A 26,676-nucleotide genomic window follows, 5' to 3' on the forward strand; every position below is an offset into this window, starting at 1 on the left:
GGGAGGCGCTGCAAAGGTACGTATTTCTTTTTAAGAAAAAGTTTTTGATTCGCTTTTTTAGGGAAGCGATGTCTTTGTAAGCTTTATAATGGTAGGGGATTCAGTTGCTTAGTGCTTTTGTTTGTCTATGAGGAAAATAAGGAAGACAATTCTTAAAAAGCCACCTAAATGCCAAATTTGATAATAAAGCGCAAATATTGTAATTTTACTTTATAATCCATTGTCAATAGCAACAAAAAATAATCGAAACAAATGAGCAAGGAATGGTGTTGAAATAATAATGCTTGAACATTCTACTTAAAATTATCGTTAAACTAAGCAAGTTAAGTTTGCTTGCATTTCGTAAAAAGGATTTTAACATAGTTTTTATTTAAGTTAATTTTTAGTTGCAAAGTAAAGTCGTTTAGTATGATAAATTATATGTATTTACTTTTGTTGTTTTTAGTGACTACATCAAGTTGGGCACAAAAAGAAACACAGGATAAATTTCTAAGTGAAAAACTTCCTGTTCGAAATGAATTCTATGTGGGGGGAGGCATTCACACAAGGGGTTTTCAGGTTAGAGCTGCTTATAGTTTGGTCAAAAATACAACAAGAACCATGACTTTTTTTGCTGAATTTGGCGAAGTTAAACACCCTAAAGAACGCAGGCAAACCTACGAGGGCATATCCTTTGTTGGAGGAGGTCCTAAATCGTTTATTTATGGCAAGCAAAATAACTTGTTTTTTACAAGAATTGGCTATGGGGAGAAATACTATCTTTCTGCCAAAAACAGACGGCTAGTTTCGCTTGGATTTACCTATGGTGCAGGGTTTTCGTTAGGAATGGTACGCCCTTATTATTTGGATTTAATTTATAGGGATAATGGAGGCCGATCGAATTTTGTAGCTGAAAAATTTAATGAATCCAATATGCTCAAATTCTTGAACCCACAAGAAGTAGATGGCCCTTCAGGAATTGCTTATGGTTGGGATGAACTAACCTTAAATCCTGGCTTTTTTTTGAAAGCTGGTTTGTTGATTGATTGGGGAGCTTTTGATGGTATCCTCAAAGATATAGAGATCGGGGTTGCTGCTGATTTTTATTTTGAAGAAATTCCTATTATGATTTTTGAAAAAAATACACCAGTATTCGTAAATTTGTACATCAATGTTCATTTAGGACATAGATGGTAATAATCAATATTCTACTAGCTGTTTGTTGTTTCTGTTTTTTGATGGCAACAACAACACATTTATAAAGTAGGAAACAATAGTTTTGTTGTCACTACAACAAGCCTAATAACTAAATAAAAATTATGTTAATAGAACTTCCGATCGTTCAACCAAAAGCAGAACGCAAGAAAAAACCTAATTGGCTTAGAGTAAAATTACCAATGGGGGAGAACTATAAACGGGTTCGAAAATTGGTAGACGAATACAAGTTGCATACAATTTGTCAGAGTGGTCATTGTCCTAACATGGGAGAATGTTGGGGAGAAGGAACGGCAACCTTTATGATTTTGGGAAATGTGTGTACTCGTTCTTGTTCTTTTTGTGCAGTAGCAACAGGGCGTCCTCCTGAATTGGATACTGACGAGCCTGAACGTGTAGCAGAAGCCATTCAATTGATGGGAGTGAAACATGCTGTTATTACTTCTGTGAATAGAGATGAACTAAAAGATAAAGGTGCTCAAATTTGGTTTGATACCGTTCGATTAGTCAAGGAGTATTCTCCGTCTACTACCATCGAAACTTTGATTCCTGATGTTCGTGGCAAATGGAATGCTTTAGAGTTGATGATTAGCGCAGGGCAGGAGGTAGTTTCGCACAATATGGAAACCGTAGCGAGTTTGTACCGAAAAGTTCGCCCACAGGCTAAGTACCAGCGTAGTTTAGATCAAATCAAAAGAACCAAGGAGTTTGGAAAAAGAACCAAATCTGGAGTTATGGTTGGTCTAGGAGAAACAAAGGATGAAATGCTAAAAACAATGGATGATTTGGTAGCGCATGGTTGTGATGTATTGACAATCGGGCAATACCTACAACCCACCAAACGTCATATTGATATCGCAGAATATGTGCATCCAGATGTATTTGAAGAATATAAAGAATTTGGTTTAGCGAGGGGCTTTGATTATGTAGAGTCAGGACCAATGGTTCGTTCTTCTTATCATGCTGAACGACATGTTTATCCAAATCGATCTTAAAAAAAATAAGCCAATTGGAAGCGTTAAAAATGTGGTGTTTTATGACCCATTCTAATCGCTTCCAATTGACTCGTTAATTGCTCTTTTGGGGGATGCAAAACACCCACTCAAAATAGAACCATTTTTATCGTTTATTCGCTCTTAAGCTGTTCTATAATTGCTTCAATATTTAAGGATTGTTGTTCTCCTGTTGTCATATTTTTAAAGCCCAACGCCCCACTTTCCATTTCTTTACTACCAATAATAACCACATAAGGCACCTTTACCTTATCGGCATATTTCATTAGTTTTTGAAATTTCCACGCTTTGGGATAAATCGTAGAGGAAATACCTGCTGCACGAACTTTTTGCAAGGCTTTAAATCCATATTTTAAGGCAGCTTCATCCATTGCCAAAAATAAAACATTGCTGCTGCTTACAGGGATTTGTTCAAATAGATTTAGCTCCTCCATGACATCATAAATACGAGCAGCTCCAAAGGAAACCCCTACACCAGACGTGTCCTTTAGCCCAAAAATACCCGTCAAATCTGCATAACGACCACCGCCACCAATGCTACCCATCTTAATATCTTTTTGGCTTTCGATCGAGGTGTCTACTTCTACTTCATAGATACAACCAGTATAATAACTCAAACCACGAGCTAGAGAGAAGTCAATTTTTAGCGTGTTTTTAAATGCATAACCCTCTAAAAATGCTTGAACTGTTTCTAATTCCTCAATCCCTTTTAGGCCAACCTCTATACCTGCGAAGATCGTTTTAAGCGTAGGAATATCAGGAGCATTGATGACCGCTTTTACTTTTTCAAATCCAAGCTCATCTATTCCTAGACGTTCCAATTCTTTTTGCACACCATCCCAACCAATTTTATCTAATTTATCAATAGCAACAGTGATTTGGGTAAACAAATTGGGATAACCTGCATATTGTGCGAGCCCATCTAGGATTTTTCGATTGTTCAAACGAATCACCACTCCCAAATTAAGTTTAGCAAAAGCTTCATCATAAATTTGGCACAATTCCGCTTCATACAATAAGGATTCAGAACCAATAACGTCTACATCACATTGATAGAACTCTCTGTAACGCCCCTTCTGAGGTTTATCTGCTCTCCAAACAGGTTGAATTTGATACCGCTTAAAAGGAAAGGCAATATCATTTCTATTCAGGACAACATAACGAGCGAAGGGAACAGTCAAATCATAACGCAATGCTCTTTGGGAAATAGAAGCGGTTAATTGGCTAGAGTTTTTATTGTTTAGTGCCGTTTCATTAGCTTTTGCCAAATAATCGCCATTGTTCAATATCTTAAACAACAACTGATCCCCCTCGTCACCATACTTACCTGTTAGTGTACTCAATTCCTCCATCGCTGGAGTCTCTAAAGGATTAAAACCATACTTTACAAAAACACTTCTTAGAGTGTCAAAAATATAGTTTCTTTTGTTGACTACTGCTGGCGAAAAATCCCTTGTCCCACGAACTAACTTTGGTTTCATTGTTTTATCCTTATTGTGATCCTTTGACAAAAAGATGGAAATTATATAATAACAGGCAATTGCAAAAGCTAAACTAGCCTAGCAAAAGAATGCATTAAAAGTCCCATACAATTGAATCAAAGAACGATTATTATTTATATTGTAATCTTTTCTTCTCTAACTCCTATACTATATAATTAGTACTATCCTTAAAATAGAGATAGTGTTTAGTGCCCTCAAAAGTACATTACATAAAACTATATCCAAAATAACTAAGATAGAAAAAACAAAAACTTTATTTTCTCAATACTAAACCTTACTTTTGCAAGGATATACAAACTACTTATTAAACAATCTATATAATTGTGAAAACGTTGGAGCAAGATTCAGAAATATTAGGAGCACTAGAAGTAGCAATCAAAAAAAACCAAAAATGGTTCCTCCAAACCGTTAAAACTATTCAAGACGAGAATGTCTCAAACTATCCAATCTTGGTAGCCTTCCCTTCTTTTACCAATGTAGATATAGGGCTTCCAATCAAGGAAGATGGAAAACTTTCTTTTAATGCAACTACTTTGGAAGAGTTAGCGATGAAAAAAATTGTAGATTTGGGAAAGATTGACGAGTTTCGTAAGCTATATAAAGAAAAGAAAGATAGTTTTTGTATATTTCTGCTCGAAAAACCAGCACCTCAATTTATTTTTATTCCCATATAGTTTTTGTCTAAAACAGATACAAACATTATCTTAACATTTAGTATTAATAGATTGTTAAGACTTTTGATAGAAAAAAAATAGATTCTTGATGACCCATAAAATGGGCCTTATCTATCTAAGGCTGATTTTTATAAGGTAAAAGCAAAAAAAAACAAGTTTCTATAAACCCAAAGGCAACAAATCATTTTTTAGGTGCGTTATCTTTATATTTAGATTATACCATGTCTAGTAGTTAAACTTTTGTAAAAACTATCTATCCAACCTTCATGCAAAGTATTACTTTGGTAAGGTAATTCACAGAATAGAAAAGTAAATATGTTAAAAATTTTATACTTACACGCAAAACAGTCATACCCTATGTTACGTTGTAAACAATTCATTGTCCCGATGTTTAACATCTTTCTGATGTTAGGCATTTTCTTGTTAGGGACACAAAACGCAAATGCGACCCATGCACTGGGCTCTGATTTGACCTATCTTTGTGTAGGACCAAATCAATACGCAATGACGCTGAATGTCTATCGAGATTGTAATGGTATTAATTTACCCAATAGACAAGTCATCAGTTGGACAGGAAGTTGTGGGGCAGGAAATGTTACTGCTAATCGTACTATCTTGCAAGATATTACACCTGTTTGTTCAGCTCAACAATCTTCTTGTGGTGGTGGTAATGGTACTTTTGGTGTAGAGCAACATACTTACACTGCTATTATTACACTTCCTCCAGGATGTACCAATGTTACCTTTTCTTGGCGCCTGTGTTGTCGTAATAATGCGATTACTACATTGGTAGGAAGCCCTGCCATGTATATTGAATCAAGGCTTATAGATAATAACTTGGTGCCTTGCAATAACTCGCCAGTATTTTTAAATCCGCCAGCGGCATTTACCTGTGTCGGAAATCAAGTGTTCTATAATCATGGAGCAATTGACTACGACGGTGATTCGTTGAGGTTCTCTTTAACACCTTGTTTATCCGCTGCTGGTAATAACGTTAATTACCAAGGTGGTTTTTCAGGAACAGCACCTTTTGGAACTGATCCTGTAACCATTGATCCAGCAACAGGAGCGATTACTTTTACACCTACTCAATTACACGTAGGTGTTTTGTGCGTTTTGGTGGAAGAGTATAGAAATGGTGTATTGATTGGTTCTGTGATGCGTGATATTCAATTCCGTGTATTAAACTGTAACAATGCCAACCCAATCCTTTCGGGGGTCAATGGTTCTGGGCAAGGAAGTGTTAATTTTATTACTTCTACTTGTTTTGGTACACAACTGTGTTTTGATATTGTTGGATCGGATCCCCCAAATCCGGGAGATGTTTTGTCAATGACTTACGATGGTGCTATTCCTAATAGTACTTTTACGGTTTCAGGTCCAGGTGTACCCTCTGGGAATCAGATAACAGGAACATTCTGTTGGACACCTACAGCTTTTGATGTCGGAACACATCGTTTTACCGTGACCATACAGGATGATGCTTGTCCATTGGTAGGTTCAAATACCTTTACTTATATTGTTAATGTAACAACCAATCCGAATGATCCTGTAGATGCAGGTCCGGATGTAAGTATCTGTATGGGAGATACGACAACGTTATCTGCTACGACCACATCGCCAAATGCGGCGACGTATACTTGGTCGCCAGCACCTGGTTTGTCCAATCCCAATATACCTAACCCGCAAGCATTCCCTCCATCGACTACTACTTATACCGTTACGTTACTATATAATGATGGATGTACTTCAACAGATCAGGTGACAGTTGTTGTAGAGGATGATCCTCCATTGGCTGTTGCACCAAACAATATAAATGCCTGTGGTAATGCACCGTTAGTATTGACTGCTACGACGAATGCTCCAGGTATGAATTTTACCTTTACAGAATTGCTGCCCTTAGGAACAGCTGTTGTACCTAATACAGTAACAGGGGCAACAGCAACCGCTCCGATTACCATGCCATCTGCGCCTGGTACTTACCAATGGAGTGTAGTAGTAACCAATCCTTTTACGGGCTGTACTTCATCAGATATTATTACACTAACAGTAGGCGTTGTACCGCCAGAACCAGCATGTCGTAATATCTATGCATCAACAACAGGTGCCGCAAGTGCATCGGGATCACAATTTGATCCTGTAACGATTCAAGAAGCCTTAAGACGTGCTGCTTGTAATAATTCTGTGATTAAGTTAGCAACAGGTACCTATAATATAGATACTGCTCTAAATATAACCGACAACTTAACCGTTGAAGGAGGATTTTTAGAAAATCAAGCATGGTTAAAAACTTCAGAAGTTGGAGCGACTACCATTAATAGAACTACGAATAATGCAGGTGGGGTCTTAAATGTAGATCGACACTTGACAGCAGTAGAGATATTTGGTTCAAGTAATTTCCGCTTACAAGATTTAACAATTACTACTGCTGATGCAATTGTTCCAGGTACTTCTACCTATGGTATCTTTATGAACAATGCATCTAATTATAATATTACAAGGATAAACGTTGAACCAGGAAATGCAACCAATGGAGCCGATGGGGTTACTGGTTGTAGTGGTACTACTGGAACAGATGGTAGTATAGGAATGGACGGTTTACCCAATGGAACGAATTCTAACATCCAAGGTGGAAATGGTGGCTTTGGTGGAAATAGTTGCGGATCTGCTGCTGTCCTTTTTGGTGGTGGCGGTGGTCGTAACGCTGATTTAGGAAATGGAATAGGAGTAGGTGCCGATGGTACTAGTGCTTCTGCTGGTATCGTTGATGGCGGCGGTGGTGGCGGTGGCGGCCGTGGTGGTAATGCTGCTGATGGTAATGATGGAGGGTCTTCAGGTCGTGGGGGTACTCCGCTTAGCCCACCTTTTTCTGGTTGTTCTGCTACGGCTTCAGGACTAGGCTCGAATGTAGCTGGTGGTCTTGGTGGAGGAAGAAATACGTTAGGCGATGGTTTGCCTACCAATAATGGTGCTCCTAATATAGGGCAACCTGGTACACCTGGTATTAATGGTGTAGCTGGTTGTGCTGGTGCAGATGGAGCAGCAGGAGCGCCAACAGGTTGTCTTCGTTATCAAATTGGTTCGCAAGGAGCTACTGGTATGTCTGGATCGGGTGGATCTGGCGGCGGTGGCGGCGGCGGTGGCGGTGGCCAAGGCGGTGCTTGTGGATGTGTGAATGGTACTGGCGCCGGTGGTGGCGGTGGTGGCGGCGGTGGTGCCGCTGGATTAGGTGGAACTGGTGGTTTTGGTGGTGGTGCTTCTTTTGGTATCTACCTATGTTCTAATGGAGCCAATGGTTTTATTGAACACTGTCATGTTTCTGCGGGTACTAGAGGACTAGGTGGATCTGGTGGAGCTGGCGGTGCTGGTGGAGCTGGTGGAGCCGGTGGAGCTGGTGGTAGTGGCACTGCTACTGAAGTTCAAGATGGTGGAGCTGGTGGAGCTGGTGGAACTGGTGGTGTTGGTGGTGTTGGTGGTAATGGCCAACCTGGTATTGCAGTTAACATCTATTGGAGTGGTACAGGAACGGTTCCTGTTGCACAAGATTCTACCTACGAATTATACAATCAACAAATTATTTTTGTAGAAAATACAAACTGTACCAATGCAGATGTAATGTTTTGGGATTCTTCAACAGTTGCTAGTCATCCTTTAACAACAGCAACTCCTCAAGCTATTGCTATTGGTGGAGCGAATACAACAGTTACCAATTGGACCTATGATGCGATTGGTTTAACTTCTACTCCTCCAACAGGTACATTTAATGCAGATACAACAGAGTATGGAAATATAGGTCGATACAGTATTATACACAATACTTGTAATGGATGTCCAGCTGCGGGTGGTCCTGCAGGAACTGCATTAGAAGAGTATAGAGGTTTTCATAATATTGCATTTGACAAAGCATTTAAACCAGATATTACTAGTGATGCAAATGTAATTGGTGTAGATACCTTCCAATTGTGTGTTGGTGATTTCGCAACCTTTGCTAGTTCTATTTATGGAGATACAACTAGATGGGAGTTTAATGGAGCTATTACAAATCCTGGAAATATTCAGACTGTACCTAGCACTCAATTTAATACCCCAGGTTTTTATGCTATTGAGCTATTTTTAATTACAGACTGTTGTGGAGATACACCTACTGATACAGCTTATCTTTATGTAGATCCTATTCCAGCTGTTACGGGAAGTGGCAATCAGACAATCTGTTTTGGTGATTCTGCCATGTTAACCATTGCAGGTTTATCAGCAAATGATACTGTTATTTGGACTCCAACATCAAACTTGGCGTTCATTTCAGAAGATTCTGTCTATGTTAACCCAACAGCAACCACAACATACAATGCTTCTGTTTATTCAGTAGTAACAGATGGTGGACAAACGAGATTGACTTGCCCTGTATCGCTTAGCTATACAGTTACAGTTAACCAATTGCCTTATCCAACAATGACTTCTACGGATGTAGTTTGTAACAATGATGGAACGGCAACTGCAACACCAGCAGCAGGAATTTACAACTTTACTTGGTCAGACGGAACCATAGATAATGGAGTAGCTACTAGTACTATTATTAGTTTGGCACCTGGCACTTACTGTGTAACAGTAACAGATGTAGCGACGGGTTGTGTGGATACAGGTTGTGTTTTTGTTGCTCCAGCAGCAGTAGTGCCAACTGTATTTGCCAATAACATTACAGCTGTAACTTGTGCAGGTGCAAACGATGGTTCGGTTACCATTGGTACTCTTAATGGTACGGCACCATATACTTATGTATGGGATACTTTAGTACCTGGTATTGTTAGTCCAACTTCTGTTGATTATACTGTTACAGGTTTAGCACCTAGAGACTACACTGTTACAGCCACCGATAATTCAGGTTGTATTTCTGTAGTAACATTTAATATTCCAACGCCAGATCCTTTGACAATTGCTATTTTGGATACAACACATCCTGTTTGTCAAAATGATACAGGTAGAATAGAAGTAGAGGGACAAGGAGGAACTGGCTTGATGACTTATATTTGGTCAAATGGAACTACGACTACCTCTGGAATATTATCAGGAATTGATACAGGATTCTATTGTGTAACTGTAGTTGATGATAATAGTTGTACGAATACTTTCTGTATTAATTTAGATGCTCAACAAGTATTAACAACTGCTATTAATGTGGCTTCACCAATTCTATGTAATGGAGGAACGGCTTGTATTGGCGTAAATGCAGCAGGTGGTTCAGGAGCTTATTCTTATAGCTGGTCTGGTCCTGGTATTGTAGCATTTACGACAGGTACAGATACAGCATGTAATTTCCCTGCTTCAGCAGGATTATATACGGTTTTGGTAACGGACAGTACTTATGGTTGTACAACAACTGCTAGTATATCAATTACAGAACCGAGTTTATTGACTTCTACTATATCTTCACAAAGCAATGTTAATTGTAATGGAGATGCAACAGGAATCGCAACAGTAGGAGCCACAGGGGGAACCGCTCCTTATAGTTATTTATGGGATGCTGCTGCTGCTGGACAAACAACTCCTGCTGCAACGGGTCTAGCTGCGGGAGCATATTGTGTTACCGTGACAGATACATTAGGCTGTACAAGTTCTTCTTGTGTAACAATTACACAACCTGCTACAGGAGTAGATGTGAATGCATCAATTACTTCTGCTATAAGTTGTTTTGCTGGAACAGATGGGGAAGCAACAGCAGTAGGATCAAATGGTTCTCCAGGATATACTTATCTTTGGAACATTGGTGGACAAACTACTGCAACAGCAACAGGTTTATCCGTAGCTGGTAATCCATATCAAGTAATTGTTACGGATTCTTTGAATTGTCAAGATAGTGTAACCATTAATATTACAGAACCAACAGCTGTTACAGCAAGTATTGCAAGCAGTGTTAGTGTGACTTGTTTTGGTGATTCAACTGGACAAGCAACTGCAGCTGGTTCTGGTGGAGCTGGTGGTGCGTATAATTTCCAATGGAGTTTGAATACAGGAAATCAAACTACGGCTACAGCTACAGGCTTAAATACAGCAACCAATCCATATAGTGTAACAGTTTCAGATAATAACGGTTGTACAGATAGTATTACTTTCTCAATTAATCAACCAGTTTCAGCTTTAACTTCTGGTGTTACGATTATTGAACATGCGAACTGCTTTGGGGCATCTGACGGTATTGCTTTTGCTGCTGGATCAGGTGGAACAGGCGCATTAACTTATATCTGGGCTGGCGGAACGGCAACTGGTGCTACAACAGATACCATTAGAGGCTTGGCAGCAGGTGTTTACTGCGTAACAGTATCTGATGCGAATAGCTGTAGCAATACACATTGTATAACAATTACAGAGCCTAGTGCAGTAACTGCTACTATTACTGGTTTTACCAATGTTTCTTGTAATGCTGGGGCAGATGGAACGGCTACCGCACTTGGAACGGGAGGAAACCCTGCAACTTCATATACTTATTTGTGGTCTGCAGGAGCGCAAGCAACGGCAACAGCTACAGGTTTGGCAGCAGGTATATATACTGTTACTGTTTCAGATGATAGCTCATGTATAGGAACAGCTTCAGTAACAATAACTGAACCGACTTTATTAACAGCTTCAGCTTCAGTTACAAGTAACCATAATGGTTCACAAGTAAGCTGTCCTACTGCTACAGATGGTAGTGTAGCGGCAACAGGAGCAGGCGGTACAGGATCTTATGCTTTTGCATGGAGCCCCGCAGGTGTAGGAGCTACACTTACTGGTTTGGATACAGGAATGTATATTGTTACAATTACAGATTCTCTAGGATGTACAGCAGTAGATACTGCAACTATAGTACCTCCTGCACCTGTAGTTGCGACTATTACTTCTACTTCTAATGTTTCTTGTAACGGTGATTCTACAGGTAGTGCTGTAGCACTTGGTACAGGGGGATCAGGTGGACCTTACACTTATTTGTGGACAGATAATTCTACAGGAGCAACTAACTCCAACCTTCCAGCAGGAGCACATTGTGTTACTGTGGCAGATGTTAATTCTTGTCCAGCAACCATTTGTACAACAATTAGTCAACCATCTTCTGTTGTTTCGGGTGTTATTAACATCGATACAATCGTAGGTTGTTTTAATGCAACCAATGGTGATATTCATGTTGTTGGAAATGGAGGAACACCATATACTGTAAACCAAGCAAACGGTACAGGTTATACTTATACTTGGACAAATGGTTCTACAGACACTTCTTCTATGAATCTGGGAGCAGGACAACACTGTGTAACAATTACAGATTCTCTAGGATGTAGTGCTGTTGTTTGTATAACATTGACTGAGCCAACAGCTGTAACTGCTACCATCACTGCTACTCAAGATATTTCTTGTACAGGTGATTCTACAGGAACAGCTACAGCAATGGGATCAGGAGGTACACCTGCTAGTCCAGCACCAGCTTATACTTTTGTATGGAGCGATGGCCAAACGACAGCAATGGCAACAGGTCTAGCAGCTAACACTTCTTATTCTGTTACCGTATTGGATGATTATCTTTGTCCTGCAGTAACTAATGTTACGCTAAGTCAACCAACAAATCCAGTATCTGTAGGAGCAACAGTAATTGTTAATCCAGCTTATAATGGACAAGACATAAGTTGTAACGGTGCAACAGATGGAGCTGCTTTCGCAACAGGAAGTGGAGGAACGCCAAATACTGTTGGAGCACCTTATAGCTATGATTGGGGATTAAGTACAAACGATACTTTGTCTAATATCGGAGCTGGAACATATATGGTAACGGTAACAGACTCTTTAGGTTGCCAAGATACAGTTTCTGTAACCTTAGTAGCACCACCAGCAATCACAGCAACAATCACAGCGCAAAGCGATGTGTTGTGTAAAGATGATTCAACAGGAACCGCAACGGTAACTGCAGGAGGTGGAACAGGTGCTTATACTTATTTATGGGCAGATGGAACAGCAACAGCAACAAATAATAATCTTCCAGATGGATCTCATACCGTAACGGTATCAGATGCAAACGGCTGTACAACAACAGCAACGGTGATTATTAATGAGCCAGCTCTACCACTTACATTTGCAAACATCACAATAGATTCTACCGTGAAGTGTAACGGCGGAAATGATGGAGGAATTACAGCAAATGGTGCAGGTGGAACAGGAGCGTATAACTTTGTTTGGAGCAATACTGCTACAACAGCGACCATAACAGGTTTGACAGCAGGTCAATATTGTGTAACAATAACAGATGCCAATGGATGTTTGGATACATCTTGTGTTACCATGACCGAGCCATCAGCTGTTACAGCAACAATTGCTGGCTTTACCAATGTATCTTGTTTTGGAGATTCAACGGGAACAGCAACAGCAGTTGGTGCAGGTGGAACAGAGTTAGGAGCTTATGACTTTGTGTGGAACGATGGTCAAACAACACCATTGGCAACAGGTCTAGCAGCTAATACGTTATACCAAGTAACAGTAACCGATGATAACGGTTGTACTGCTATTAATAATATTACTTTATCTCAACCAACAAGTCCAGTATCTGTAGGAGCAACAGTAATTGTTAATCCAGCTTATAATGGACAAGACATAAGTTGTAATGGTGCAACAGATGGAGCTGCCTTCGCAACAGGAAGTGGAGGAACACCAAATACTGTTGGAGCACCTTATAGCTATGATTGGGGATTAAGTACAAACGATACTTTGTCTAATATCGGAGCTGGAACATATATGGTAACGGTAACGGACTCTTTAGGTTGCCAAGATACAGTTTCTGTAACCTTAGTAGCACCACCAGCAATCACAGCAACAATCACAGCGCAAAGCGATGTATTGTGTAAAGATGATTCAACAGGAACCGCAACGGTAACTGCAGGAGGTGGAACAGGTGCTTATACTTATTTATGGGCAGATGGAACAGCAACAGCAACAAATAATAATCTTCCAGATGGATCTCATACCGTAACAGTATCAGATGCAAACGGCTGTACAACAACAGCAACGGTGATTATTAATGAGCCAGCTCTACCACTTACATTTGCAAACATCACAATAGATTCTACCGTGAAGTGTAACGGCGGAAATGATGGAGGAATTACAGCAAATGGTGCAGGTGGAACAGGAGCGTATAATTTTGTTTGGAGCAATACTGCTACAACAGCGACCATAACAGGTTTGACAGCAGGTCAATATTGTGTAACAATAACAGATGCCAATGGATGTTTGGATACATCTTGTGTTACCATGACCGAGCCATCAGCTGTTACAGCAACAATTGCTGGCTTTACCAATGTATCTTGTTTTGGAGATTCAACGGGAACAGCAACAGCAGTTGGTGCAGGTGGAACAGAGTTGGGAGCTTATGACTTCGTGTGGAACGATGGTCAAGCAACAGCAATGGCAACAGGACTAGCAGCTAACACGTTATACCAAGTAACAGTAACCGATGATAACGGTTGTACTGCTATTAATAATATTACTTTATCTCAACCAACAGCAGCTGTTACAGCAGCAATTACCATTAATACAAATTATAATGGACAAAATGTTAGTTGTAATGGTGCAGTTGATGGTGAAATTAGTGTAGGAGGTTCAGGAGGAACAGCATTTACTGTAGGTGATGCTTATACTTATAACTGGAGTACTGCTGCTACTAATGATACATTGACAGTAGGTGCAGGAAACTATACTGTTACCGTTACCGATTCATTAGGTTGTGCAACTACAGCAACAGTGACAGTAAATGAACCAACATTACTAACTGCAGCAATAGCAGCTGGGCAAATCAATGTAAATTGTTTTGGTGATTCAACAGGACAAGCTACGGTTATGCCAACAGGAGGTACCGTAATTACTACTTATACTTATTTGTGGGACAATGGTACGACACTTGTTACCAATTCAAACTTACCAGCAGGTGCTCAATGTGTAACAGTAACGGATGCGAATGGATGTTTGGCAACTACTTGTGCTACAATCACTCAACCATCAGATGCTGTACAAGTAGCAAACATTACAATCAATTCTAATGTATCTTGTAATGGCGGTAATGATGGAGAAGCAACTGTTATTCCTTCTGGTGGTACACCAGGGGTAGCAGGGTATAATTTTACTTGGTCTGGAACTACTCAGACTACAGGAAATATTACAGGCTTAACAGCGGGAACTTATTGTGTAACAATTACCGATTCGTTAGGTTGTGCTCTTGATACTTGTTTAATTATATCAGAACCAACCGCTGTAACTGCAACAATTGGTTCTATTAATAATGTAAATTGTTTTGGTACTGCTACAGGTTCTGCAACAGCAGCTGGAAATGGTGGTACTGTACTTGGAGCGTACACCTTCCAGTGGGATGCTAACGCTGGTAATCAAACAACGCCAACGGCAACAGGGCTTTCTGCGAATATATTGTATTGTGTGACAATTACAGATGATAATAATTGTACCGCTACAACTTGTGTTACGCTAAGCCAGCCAACTGCTGCTTTAAATGCAGGTGCAACTACATTAACTCCATATAATGGTGCAGAAGTAAGTTGTGTTGGTGCTACAGACGGAATGGTTGCTGCTTCAACTAGTGGAGGATCTGGTAATCCAGCAAACTTTACATACGATTGGGGAGGAGCTGGTCCTAACAACGATACTTTGTCGGGAGTAGGTGCAGGTGTATACTGTGTGACAATTACAGATTCTTTAGGTTGTGTTGCTACAGCATGTGCTACGGTAACAGATCCTTCTGTAGTAACTGCAACAATAGATCCTTTAACAGTAACTCATGTAAACTGTTTTGGAGACTCTACAGGAACAGCTACGGTTACTCCTAATGGAGGAACAATTACAACAGGTTATACTTTCTTGTGGGACAATGGTCAAACAAATGCTATTGTTGTTGGATTACCACAAGGAAATCACTGTGTAACAGTAACCGATGCAAATGGTTGTACGGCTGTAACCTGTGTTAATATAACAGAGCCTGCTGCTGCTATTGTTGTTGCAGGAATGAGTGTTGATTCAAATACTTCTTGCTTCGGAACAGCAGATGGTGGTGCTACGGTTACTGCATCTGGTGGAGTTCCTGCAGTGAGTGGATATACCTATACTTGGAGTGCAAGTGTTCCTGGTGGTCAAGCAACAGCTACTGTTACTGGCTTAGGAGCTGGAATGCACTATGTAACGGTGACCGATTCTTTAGGTTGTGCAGCGTTTGATTCTGTTCTTATTACTTCACCAACAGCGGTAACAGCAACGATTACTTCGACTGTTAATGTAAATTGTTTTGGTGATTCTACAGGAACGGCAACAGCAACTGGATCTGGTGGTACGGCACTTTCTGGATATAATTTCTTATGGGATGCCAATGCTGGAAACCAAACTACTGCAACTGCAACAGGGTTGAAAGCTAATATTGCATACTGCGTAACAATAACGGATGACAATGGCTGTGTTTCTAATACAGCATGTGTAACACTAACACAACCTACAAGTGCTTTGGCATTAACAGCTAGTGAACTTACTTCTGTAAGTTGTGCTGGAGGAAATGATGGAGCTGTTCAAACTGCTGGAACTGGCGGATCTGGAACAATTAATTATGTTTGGGATGCTGCAGCTGGTAGTGCTATTACTACTACTGTTACTGGTTTAGCAGCAGGAACGTATTGTGTAACGGCTACTGACTCTTTAGGATGTGTTGCTACAGCATGTGCAACCGTAACAGAGCCTTCTGCATTAACGATAACAGCAACTTCTGTTGTTAATGTGATTTGTAGAGGCGATTCTACAGGTGAAATTACAGTAGGCGTAACAGGTGGTACACCAGGATATACTTATCAATGGGATGCTGCGGCTGGAAGCAGAACTACTGCTGTAGTTGCTGGCTTAACAGCAGGAAATTATTGCGTTGTAGTTACTGATGCTTCAGGATGTCAAGATTCTCTATGCATCTTATTGACGCAACCTGCAACAGCTGTAGATGTTACAGCAAGTGTAATTTCAGATTATAATGGTTCTCAAATACAATGTTTTGGTGATTCTTCAGGAGTTGCAATGGCTACTACTACAGGTGGTACTGTTGCCGTAGATTATCAATATGCTTGGAGCATTACTAGCCAAACTACAGATACAGCAGTTGGTCTTCCTGATGGAACGTTCTGCGTAACAGTAACGGATGACTTTGGTTGTACAGATACAGCTTGTGTGACTATTACAGAACCTACTCCTGTAACAGCAACAATTGCTTCTTCTGTAAATGTATCTTGTGTTGGCGATTGTTCAGGTTCTGCAACTGTAACAGGAGCAGGTGGAACTGGTATCGCATACACTTATCAGTGGGATGCTGCTGCTGGAAATCAAATTACGGCAACGGCAACAGGATTGTGTACGGGACTTTATGGCGTTACAGTCGCTGATGCCAACGGATGTGTTGGTGTTGCAACTGTATCGATTTCTGAACCAAATTCTGCTATTCAAGCAAATGTTGTTGTTTCTTCTAACTATAGCGGTCAACATGTAAGTTGTAACAATGCCTTTGACGGTATGGCAACTGCTTCAGCTGTAGGAGGTACTCCAGGATACACTTTCCAATGGAATGGTGCTGCTTCTGGTCAAACAACAGCCGTTGCTAATAATTTAGGTGCTAATATTCAATACTGTGTAACAATTACGGATGCACTAGGATGTATGGACTCTGCTTGTATAACTTTAACAGAGCCAGCAGCTATTACACCTAATATTGATACTACTATTAATGTAAGTTGTTTTGGTGACTCAACAGGTGCTGCTACAATTTCAGCTACTGGTGGCATTGCTCCTTACGATTATCAATGGGAGGCTGCTGCGGATAGCCAAACTACGGCAACGGCAACAGGTTTAAGTGCAGGTTCTTATACCGTAACGGTAACGGATGCCAACGGATGTTCTGGTGCTGCTGTAGTGGTTGTAACTCAACCTGCGGGACCATTGGATGTAGATGCTGTTACAACCTCTCTATATGCAGGAGGAACAGCAATACAATGTTTTGGTGATTCTTCAGGAGCTGCTTTAGCAACAATATCTGGTGGAACAGGACCTTATACTCAAATTTGGGGACATGGACCAACTACTTTAGGAATTAATAATTTATCTAATGGTACTTACTGTATTACAGTAACGGATTCATTAGGATGTATAGATACAGCTTGTGTAACGTTGACACAACCAACACAAGTAACTGTAAACTTAGTTTCTTCTACAATTACTTCTTGTAATGGAGGATGTGACGGTTCTGCAACAGTTGCTGCATCTGGTGGCATACCAGGATATACTTATCTATGGGATGCTGCTGCTGGTAGCCAAGTAACGGCAACAGCAACAGGATTGTGTGCAGGAGTTTATGGTGTAACTGCAACCGATGCGAATGGTTGTATAACAGGATTTAGTGTTACTATATCTGAACCTGCAACAAGTGTTGTTGCAAGTGCTGTGGTAACTTCTAACTATAATGGAGCACAAGTATCTTGTGTTGGAGCAAGTAATGGTCAAGCTGTTGCTAGCGCAACTGGTGGTACAACAGCAGTGCCTGGTGCTTATAGCTATGTATGGACAACGGGTGCTTTAAGCGATACCTTAGACGCTGTTACTGCAGGAGTTTATTGTGTATCTGTTTCGGATGATAATGGATGTATTGATGTGGCTTGTGTAACGATTACAGAGCCTACTCAAGTAACAGCAACGATTACTACAACAAACAATGTAGCTTGTCAAGGAGACAGCACAGGTAGTGCTACTGTAACTGCGACGGGTGGAACAAGTGGATATAGTTACTTGTGGGAAGCTTCTGCAGGAGGGCAAACAACGCCAACTGCAACAGGTTTAGCTGCGGGTTCTTATATTGTTACTGTAACGGATGCAAATGGTTGTACATCACAAGCAATTGCTGTAATTGGTCAGCCTACTGCTGCATTAGTAGCAGGAGCAACAATTACTACTCCAGTATTGTGTGCAGGTGATTCTTCAGGAGCTGCGCAAGTAACAATAATTGGCGGTACAACTCCATATAGTATTATTTGGACTCATGGACCAACTACTGCTGCTATAGCAGGTTTGCCTGATGGAACATACTGTGTGACCGTAACCGATTCTTTAGGTTGTGTGGATACAGCTTGTGTAACATTAGTAGACCCAATTGCTGTAACAGCAAGCGTAACTACTACAGATGCAGATTGTAGAGGTGCAGCAACAGGAACGGCTACCGTTACTGGAGCAGGTGGTCGCCCAGGATATACGTATTTATGGGATGCTAATGCAGGAGGACAAACAACGCCAACCGCAACAGGTTTAGCTGCTGCTACAAGTCCTTATCAAGTAACGGTAACGGATGCAAACGGTTGTTCTACTACAGCTGCTGCGATTATTGGCGAGCCTGCAACGAATATTAATGCTGCATTGGTTGTATTGTCTAACTATAATGGAGCAAATGTAAGTTGTAATGGTGCTACTGACGCAATAGTTGGTGTTTCTGTATCAGGAGGAAGTATTCCTTATAGCTACTTATGGTCTAATGGATCAATTAATGATACACTTACAGGTGTTGGCGCTGGTCAACATTGTGTGACGGTAACCGATAACAACGGTTGTTCTGATATTGCTTGCATTACAATTACTGAGCCTACTCAGGTAACAGCAACAATTGCAACAACAAGTAACGTAGCATGTTTTGGAGAATGTACAGGTACAGCAACTGTAGCTGGTACTGGTGGAACAGCAGTGAGTGCTTATAGTGTTCTATGGGATGCTGCCGCTGGTAACCAAACTACAGCAACTGCGATTAATTTATGTGCAGGTTCTTATAATGTAACGATTACAGATGATAACGGTTGTCAAGCTGTAACAACAGTAATTATTACAGAGCCATCTAATGGATTAGCTACAACAATTACAGCGACATCTAATTATAATGGTCAACAAATATCTTGTGCAGGTGCAGCGGATGGTGAATTGACGGCTGTAGTTACAGGTGGAACAGGAGCAGGTACTTATACTTTTGCTTGGAATTCTAATCCATCGGTAACCAATGTAGCTACTGGTTTAGCTGCTGCTGGTAACCCACACTGTGTTTTTGTAACCGATGCAAATGGATGTAGAGATACAGCTTGTTTCAACTTAGTTGAACCACCTGTATTGACTGCTACTATTGATACACAAACGAATGTAAGTTGTAATGGTGGTGCAAATGGTACTGCTTCTGTACTTCCAAATGGAGGAACAGGAATCTACACTTACTTATGGGATGCTGCTGCTGGCAACCAAACAACTCCAACGGCAACAGGTTTAGTTGCTGGTCCTTATTGTGTGACTGTAACGGATGTGAATGGATGTCAAGTAACAGCTTGTCTAAATATTACAGAGCCTACTATTTTAACAACAACGGCGGCAATTGCTTCTAACTATAATGGTGAAGATGTAAGTTGTGCAGGTGCCAATGATGGTATTGTAGTAGCTACTCCTACAGGAGGAACTTTACCATACACTTACGCTTGGTCTACAGCAGGAGCTGGTATCACAGATACCATGACAAATGCTAGTGTAGGAGCAGTTAATGTAACCGTAACCGATGGAAATGGTTGTACTGCTACTGCTTCGGTAACGTTAACAGAACCATCTGCTGTGACAGCAACAATTACAGCGTCAAATAATGCAACTTGTAATGGTCAATGCGATGGTGATGCTACTGTAACGGCTACAGGCGGAACGGTAACAACTGGTTACTCTTTCTTGTGGAGTGCTTCAGCTAATAATCAAGCTACAGCAACTGCTACTGGATTGTGTGCTGGTACACATACTGTAACCGTAACGGATAACAATGGTTGTACAAATGTAACTAGTGTAACAATTACACAGCCTCTATTGGGCGTATCTGCAATGGCAACGGTAACATCTAACTATAACGGACAAGATGTAAGTTGTAATGGTTCTTGTGATGGAGAGGCAACAGCTGCTGGCTCTGGTGGAACGGTAACAACTGGATACACTTTTGTATGGGATGCTGGTGCAGGTAGTCAAACAACACCTGTTGCTACTGGATTGTGTGCTGGTGTTTATACAGTAACGATAAGTGACAATGGTGGTTGTTCTAATACTGCTATCGTAACTATAACAGAACCTGTTTCTGTAACCGCAACAATTGCTTCTACTGTAACTGTAAGTTGTGGTGGTGGTGCTGATGGGCAAGCAACTGTAGCTGGAACAGGTGGAACTACTTCAATTGGAGGTTATACTTACCTATGGGATGCTACAGCAGGTAACCAAACAACGGCTACTGCTACTGGTTTACCTGGAGGAGTAGGTATTAACGTGACAGTAACGGATAACAATGGTTGTACAGATGTTGCTACCGTAACAATCACTCAGCCATCGAATATATTACTGGTTGACCCAGTCGTAACTTCAGATTACAATGGACAAGATATTTCTTGTGCTACAGTATGTGATGGGGCAGTTAAAGTACAAGTAAGTGGTGGTATCCCTGGATACAATATTACTTGGTCTACTGGTGCAACAATTGATTCTCTTTCTGGTCTATGCGCAGGAACTTATGTAGTAACTGTGACAGATAATGGAGGTTGTACGGTTGTAGATTCTGTGGTAGTAGCAGATCCTATCGTATTAACGGCTTCAATCGTTACACAAAACAATGTCTCTTGTACTGGAGGCGCTGATGCTTGTGTAGATGTAACAGGAGCAGGTGGTACACCTGGATATACTTATGCAATTCAATCAGGAGTTACTCAGGCAAATAATGGCTTGTTCTGCAACTTAGCAGCAGGTACTTATACTGTAACAGTTACGGACTTGAATTTCTGTTCAACTACAATTGGAGTAACAATTACTGAACCTTCAGCATTGCCAAGTGTAACAGCAGCAGTAACATCAAACTACAACGGACAAGATGTAAGTTGTTTTGGAGCTTGTGATGGTATCTTAACCGCAACGGCAACAGGAGGAACTGCTCCTTATACCTACAGTTGGTCAGGAACAACACAAACTACAGCAACTGTAACAGGTATGTGTGCAGGAACTTACTCTGTCTTGATTACGGACTCTTTGGGTTGTACCATTTCTGATGTAGTAACAATTACAGATCCAGCTCAATTGGTTGGTTCATTAACGGGTACTACTGATGCGCTTTGTTTTGGAGATTCTACAGGAACAGCAAGCTTTACTGTAACGGGAGGAACTGCTCCTTACACTTATAGTGCTGGTGGAAATTCTGTAACAACGGTAAGCACATCTGCAACAGTAACTGGCATCGTAGCTGGAGGTTATAATGCAACGATAACAGATGCGAATGGATGTATTGTTACTGTACCATTTGTGATTATCTCTCCACCACAATTAACAAATACCACAACGGTAACATCTTCTTATGCAAATGGAACGATGATTAGTTGTGCTGGTGCTTGTGATGGTGCAGCAACTGCTGTTGGTGCAGGTGGTAATCCTGGAAGTACTTATAACTTCTTATGGAGTACAAGTGCAGGAAGCCAAACTTCATTTACTGCTACTGGTCTATGTGCTGGTACGCATACCGTAACAATTACAGATCAAAATAGCTGTACTGCTGTTGATACAGTAATCTTGATAGAACCTCAACAATTGGCTGCGACAACTACGCAAGTAAATATTGATTGTTTTGGAGATTCTACAGGATCAATTCAAATTGCAGCAACAGTAGGTACAGGTACACCTAGCTACAAATATGTATTAGGTACAGATACTAGTTTAACAGGATTGTTTACTGGCTTAACTGCTGGAACTTACTGTATAACTATAATTGATGCCAACGATTGTAGCCATATAGAATGTGTTACCTTAACACAAAATACACAACTACAAACTGCTACCTTTGTTACTTCAAACTTTAATGGTGCTCAAACAAGCTGCTATAGCAGTAATGATGGAGTTGCTATTGTTAATGTAACAGGAGGTCAAGCAACTTATAATTATCAATGGTCTACAAACCCAGTTCAAAATACGAATACAGCAACTGGATTGTCTAGAGGAACTTACTTTGTAACGGTAACGGACAACTTAGGTTGTATTGCTATCGACAGTGTAGTAGTAACTCCAGCAGATAGTTTAGTATTGGATGTGATTGACACAACGCATGTAGCATGTTTTGGTCAACCAACAGGATCCTTTACCGTAGCTGCAACAGGTGGTGTAGGACCTTACTTATACTCATTTGATGGAGGTCTTACCTTCACCAATACAGTACAATACACGAACTTACCAGCAAATATGCTTGGTGCTGGATACTGTGTTATTGTAAGAGATGCCAATGGATGTGAAACAACAACTTGTATCCGTATCAATGAGCCTGCTCAATTACAAGGATTAGCAGATAGCTTGATTATGGTAAGTTGTTTCAATGGAGCAGACGGTCTTATTGCTGTTCATGGAGTAGGAGGAACACCTCCATACTTGTACAGCTTTAATGGTGGATCTTATGATACAACTAGAATTTTCACTGGCTTAGCTGCTGGAAACTATACAATAAATGTTCAAGATTCTGCGGGATGTATTTTTGTAATGAGCAACCAAATCATTACACAACCACCTGCTTTGATCTTAACAATTGATACCTTCCGCAATCCTACTTGTACTGGAGTATGTGATGGTGTTATTGAATTGAGTGCTGCTGATGGTACTCCTGGTTATGAGTTCTCTATTGATGGTACAAACTATCAAGTATCGGGTATCTTCTCTAACTTATGTGATGGAAGTTACACCGTATATGTAAGAGATGCTCAAGGCTGTATTACAAGTACTACAATTACAATTACGCAACCTACGCCTGTTATTGCAAATGCTGCGGTAACATCGAACTACAACGGATACGGTGTATCTTGTAATGGAACATGTGACGGAACGGCTACGGCTACACCAACAGGAGGTACTCCAAGTTTAGCTGGTACCTATACTTACCAATGGTCAGTGGGTGGCGCAACTACTCAGTCTGTAACAGGCTTATGTGCAAATACAGTATATACTGTAACTGTAACAGATGAAAATGGATGTACTGCTGTAGATGCTGTACAATTAACAGAACCTACTCCTTTAGCGGGTGTCTTTACTCAAGTAACGAACGAAACTTGTGCAAATGATGACGATGGTGTTATTGCTGTAACAGCGACTTCTGGAACAGGAGTTGGACCATATACTTATGATATTGGAGATGGTAATGGCCCCGTTCTAAGTGGTGTATTCACTAACTTGACAGGTAGCCTAACAGGAACCAATTATTCAGTAACCATTACGGATGCGAATGGTTGTCAAGAGGTCTTAGATACTTTAATTTACGAGCCAGCATCAGTTGATATTACTGGAGCAAGTGTGGTGTCAAACCACAATGGATTTGATGTTTCTTGCTTTGGTGCATCTGATGGATCGGCTACGGTTACACATACTGGAGGAACAGGAACTATTTCTTACCTATGGGATGTGAATACAGGAGCTCAAACTAGTGCAATTGCAACAGGATTGAGTGCTGGAACATATTGTGTGACGGTTACAGATGGAAATGGTTGTGCAGCTGATACCTGCATTACTTTGACAGAACCTACTCCATTAACCATGACTGCAACTACAGATTCTGCAGGATGTAATGGTGCAAATGGTGGTGGCATTGCTGCTATCCCTTCTGGTGGAACAGGTACTTATACTTATGCAATTGATAGTACTGGTGCTGGTGTACCTGGTGCCTTTGGATCAGATAGTACTTGGTCTAACTTAACGCAAGGTACTTATGTAATTTATGTAAATGATGCAAACGGTTGTGGTCCTGTACAACAAACAGTGACGGTTGGACAAGATAATCCAATTGTAGGAACTGTAAATGTCTTAACACCATACAACGGACAGCAAATTAGCTGTAATGGTGCATCTGATGCAACGGCAACTGTAACCGCAACAGGTGGTGCTGTTGGTGGCTTATTCTTTACTTATCAGTGGGATGCTGCGGCAGGTAGCCAAACTGGTGGAACTGCTACCAACTTAGGTGCTGGAGTTTACTTTGTAACAATTACAGATACAGTATCGAACTGTACCGAGATTGTTTCAGTAACAGTGGTTGAGCCTTCGGCTATTGTCTTAGCTGTCGATACGGTTATCAATGCAGGATGTAATGGAACAGCGACAGGTGCTGTACAAGTAAGTGCAACAGGTGGTACACCAGCTTACACTTATGACATCAGCGCTCCTGGTCAAACATCTAATGCAACAGGTATCTTTACTACATTGCCTGCTGGTAGCTATACAGTAACCGTAACGGATGCGAATGGATGTACATCAACAGTGCCTGTGGTACTTACAGATGGAAGCCCAATCGTAATGGATCTTGATTCTGTAAATATTTCTTGTTCTGGTTTAGCTGATGGACAAGTGATGGCAACAGTAACAGGTGGTATTCCATCTACAGTTGGCTTTGGTTATACTGTATCTTGGACTGGACCAAATGGACCAATAACAGGTGTTGATACCTTGATTAATTTAGTAGCGGGTACTTATACCATGACAGTTCTAGATTCTGTCGGTTGTACGGCAACTGCTTCTACAGTTGTTCTTGAACCTGCTCCAATTACAGTATCTATTACTTCTTCTACGCCTGCAACTTGTAGCGATAGTAACGGAGTAGTTGTTCTAACGGCAACGGGTGGACCTTCTGCTATAAATGGTATTTTGGATGCTTATGAATTCTCAATTGACGGAGGTACGACCTTTATTAGAGGAACGAATCCAATTACCTTTAGCAACTTGGCGAGTGGTTTCTACGACATCGTTGTTAGAGATACCAACTATACCCACTGTCTTGGTGTAAATGCGATTGATTTGGGTAGTAACAGTGACATTACTGGGTTTACTACTACTACAGATGAGTCTTGTTTCAGAGAGGCAGATGGTACAGCAACAGCAAATGCTACTAGTCCTAATGGTGGATTTAATTATGAATGGTTCTCAGATCAAAATGGTGTTATCTTTAACACGAACCAAACGGCAACAGGTTTGACAGGGAACGTATATGATGTAGATGGAAACGGAACAATTGATACTGCATTCACTTATTATGTGATTGTAACGGATATTGTTGGATGTACAGATACTTTCCCAGCTTACTTAGATCGTCCAGATACCTTGACGGTTACAGCAAGTCTTATTCAAGATGTAAGTTGTTATAATTATAACGACGGAGCTGTATCATCAGTTATTAATGGTAGAGATTCTAACTTAGTAAGCTTCTTGTGGAGCAATGGTGCAACCGATAGCTACGCAATGGGTCTTAGTTCAATAAATGCAGATTCTACACCATACATTGTGGTTATTACAGATACCGTAGGATGTACAGCAAGCGATACTATTTATGTACACCAGCCTTCTCAACCTGTAACAGGTGCTTATACTGGTAACACGATTAGTTGTGCTGATAGTACGAATGGAATTATAACAATAGATTCGGTAGTAGGTGGAACGCCTCCATACTTGTACTCTTTTGCTTCTACTGGTCCTTATGGCTCGGATGCAATACTAGGACAAGGATTGGCAGCTGGTATCTATACGGTGTACACACAAGATGCAAACGGTTGTTTGGATTCCACAGAGAACGTTGTCATCCGTGATACGATTGATTACATTGTAACGGCATTCATGGATCAAACCATTAATATGGGCGAAACAGTAGATCTATACGGAACGATTAACAATACAGGAATTGATAGTTCTTTGGTTTCTTGGTCACAACTAGATCCTAATACAGGAATCATGACCTTATTGATGACGGGTACTTCTGCATTAGAAGGATTCACACCTGATACTTTCTACACAGATATGCAGTTTGTATTATCATTAAACAATGGTTGTGGTGATAGCTCAGTTGTAACAATTGAAGTAAACCAAGAGCAAACGGTATTCGTACCAAATGCCTTCTCACCAAACGGTGATGGAACCAACGATATCTTTACGGTTTATGGTTCTAGTGATGTGAGCAGAGTTAAATCGTTCATGGTATTTGATAGATGGGGTGAGTTAGTTCATATTGGAGAAGACTTCGCACCAAATAGTATTGATCCTACCAATGGATGGGACGGTAACTTTAATGGAAAACCAATGAATCCAGCAGTATTTGTTTACTTTGCTGAAATTGAGTTGACCAATGGAGAAACTGTTATTCGCAAAGGTGATGTAACCTTAATCAAATAATAAATAAAATAGGAGCTGTCAAAACGGTGGCAGCTCCTTATTTTTATA

Annotated in this window: 5 protein-coding genes; 4 read left to right on the forward strand and 1 reads right to left on the reverse strand. The window is 40.6% G+C overall.

The window, feature by feature from the left end; translation table 11 throughout:
- The first annotated feature begins 408 nt into the window (after positions 1-408).
- Positions 409-1,176, forward strand: coding sequence for a hypothetical protein (locus tag AsAng_RS01560; RefSeq protein ID WP_264791012.1), 768 nt, complete (start codon positions 409-411; stop codon positions 1,174-1,176).
- 122 nt (positions 1,177-1,298) lie between these two features.
- Positions 1,299-2,189 (forward strand): lipoyl synthase, encoded by an 891-nt coding sequence (gene lipA, locus AsAng_RS01565; protein ID WP_264791013.1) that lies wholly within the window; start codon positions 1,299-1,301, stop codon positions 2,187-2,189.
- Between the two features lie 131 nt (positions 2,190-2,320).
- Here lipA and hisS read toward each other — a convergent pair whose 3' ends face one another.
- Entirely contained in the window at positions 2,321-3,688 is a 1,368-nt protein-coding gene (gene hisS / locus AsAng_RS01570; protein ID WP_264791014.1) for a histidine--tRNA ligase, read from the reverse strand.
- Between the two features lie 344 nt (positions 3,689-4,032).
- Between hisS and AsAng_RS01575 the strand changes: the two genes are divergently transcribed.
- Complete coding sequence (locus tag AsAng_RS01575) at positions 4,033-4,383, forward strand: hypothetical protein (protein ID WP_264791015.1); 351 nt, start codon at positions 4,033-4,035, stop codon at positions 4,381-4,383.
- A gap of 357 nt (positions 4,384-4,740) precedes the next feature.
- The gene (locus AsAng_RS01580) at positions 4,741-26,628 is read left to right on the forward strand and encodes a T9SS type B sorting domain-containing protein (protein WP_264791016.1); all 21,888 of its coding nucleotides are present in this window, start codon (positions 4,741-4,743) and stop codon (positions 26,626-26,628) included.
- The last annotated feature ends 48 nt before the right edge of the window (positions 26,629-26,676 follow it).

It is taken from the genome of Aureispira anguillae (genome assembly GCF_026000115.1).
Taxonomy (GTDB): Bacteria; Bacteroidota; Bacteroidia; order Chitinophagales; family Saprospiraceae; genus Aureispira; species Aureispira anguillae.

Coding starts and splice junctions, on each gene's coding strand:
- AsAng_RS01560 (WP_264791012.1), top strand. CDS start 409: ATGATAAATTATATGTATTTACTTTTGTTGTTTTTAGTGACTACATCA.
- lipA (WP_264791013.1), top strand. CDS start 1,299: ATGTTAATAGAACTTCCGATCGTTCAACCAAAAGCAGAACGCAAGAAA.
- hisS (WP_264791014.1), bottom strand. CDS start 3,688: ATGAAACCAAAGTTAGTTCGTGGGACAAGGGATTTTTCGCCAGCAGTA.
- AsAng_RS01580 (WP_264791016.1), top strand. CDS start 4,741: ATGTTACGTTGTAAACAATTCATTGTCCCGATGTTTAACATCTTTCTG.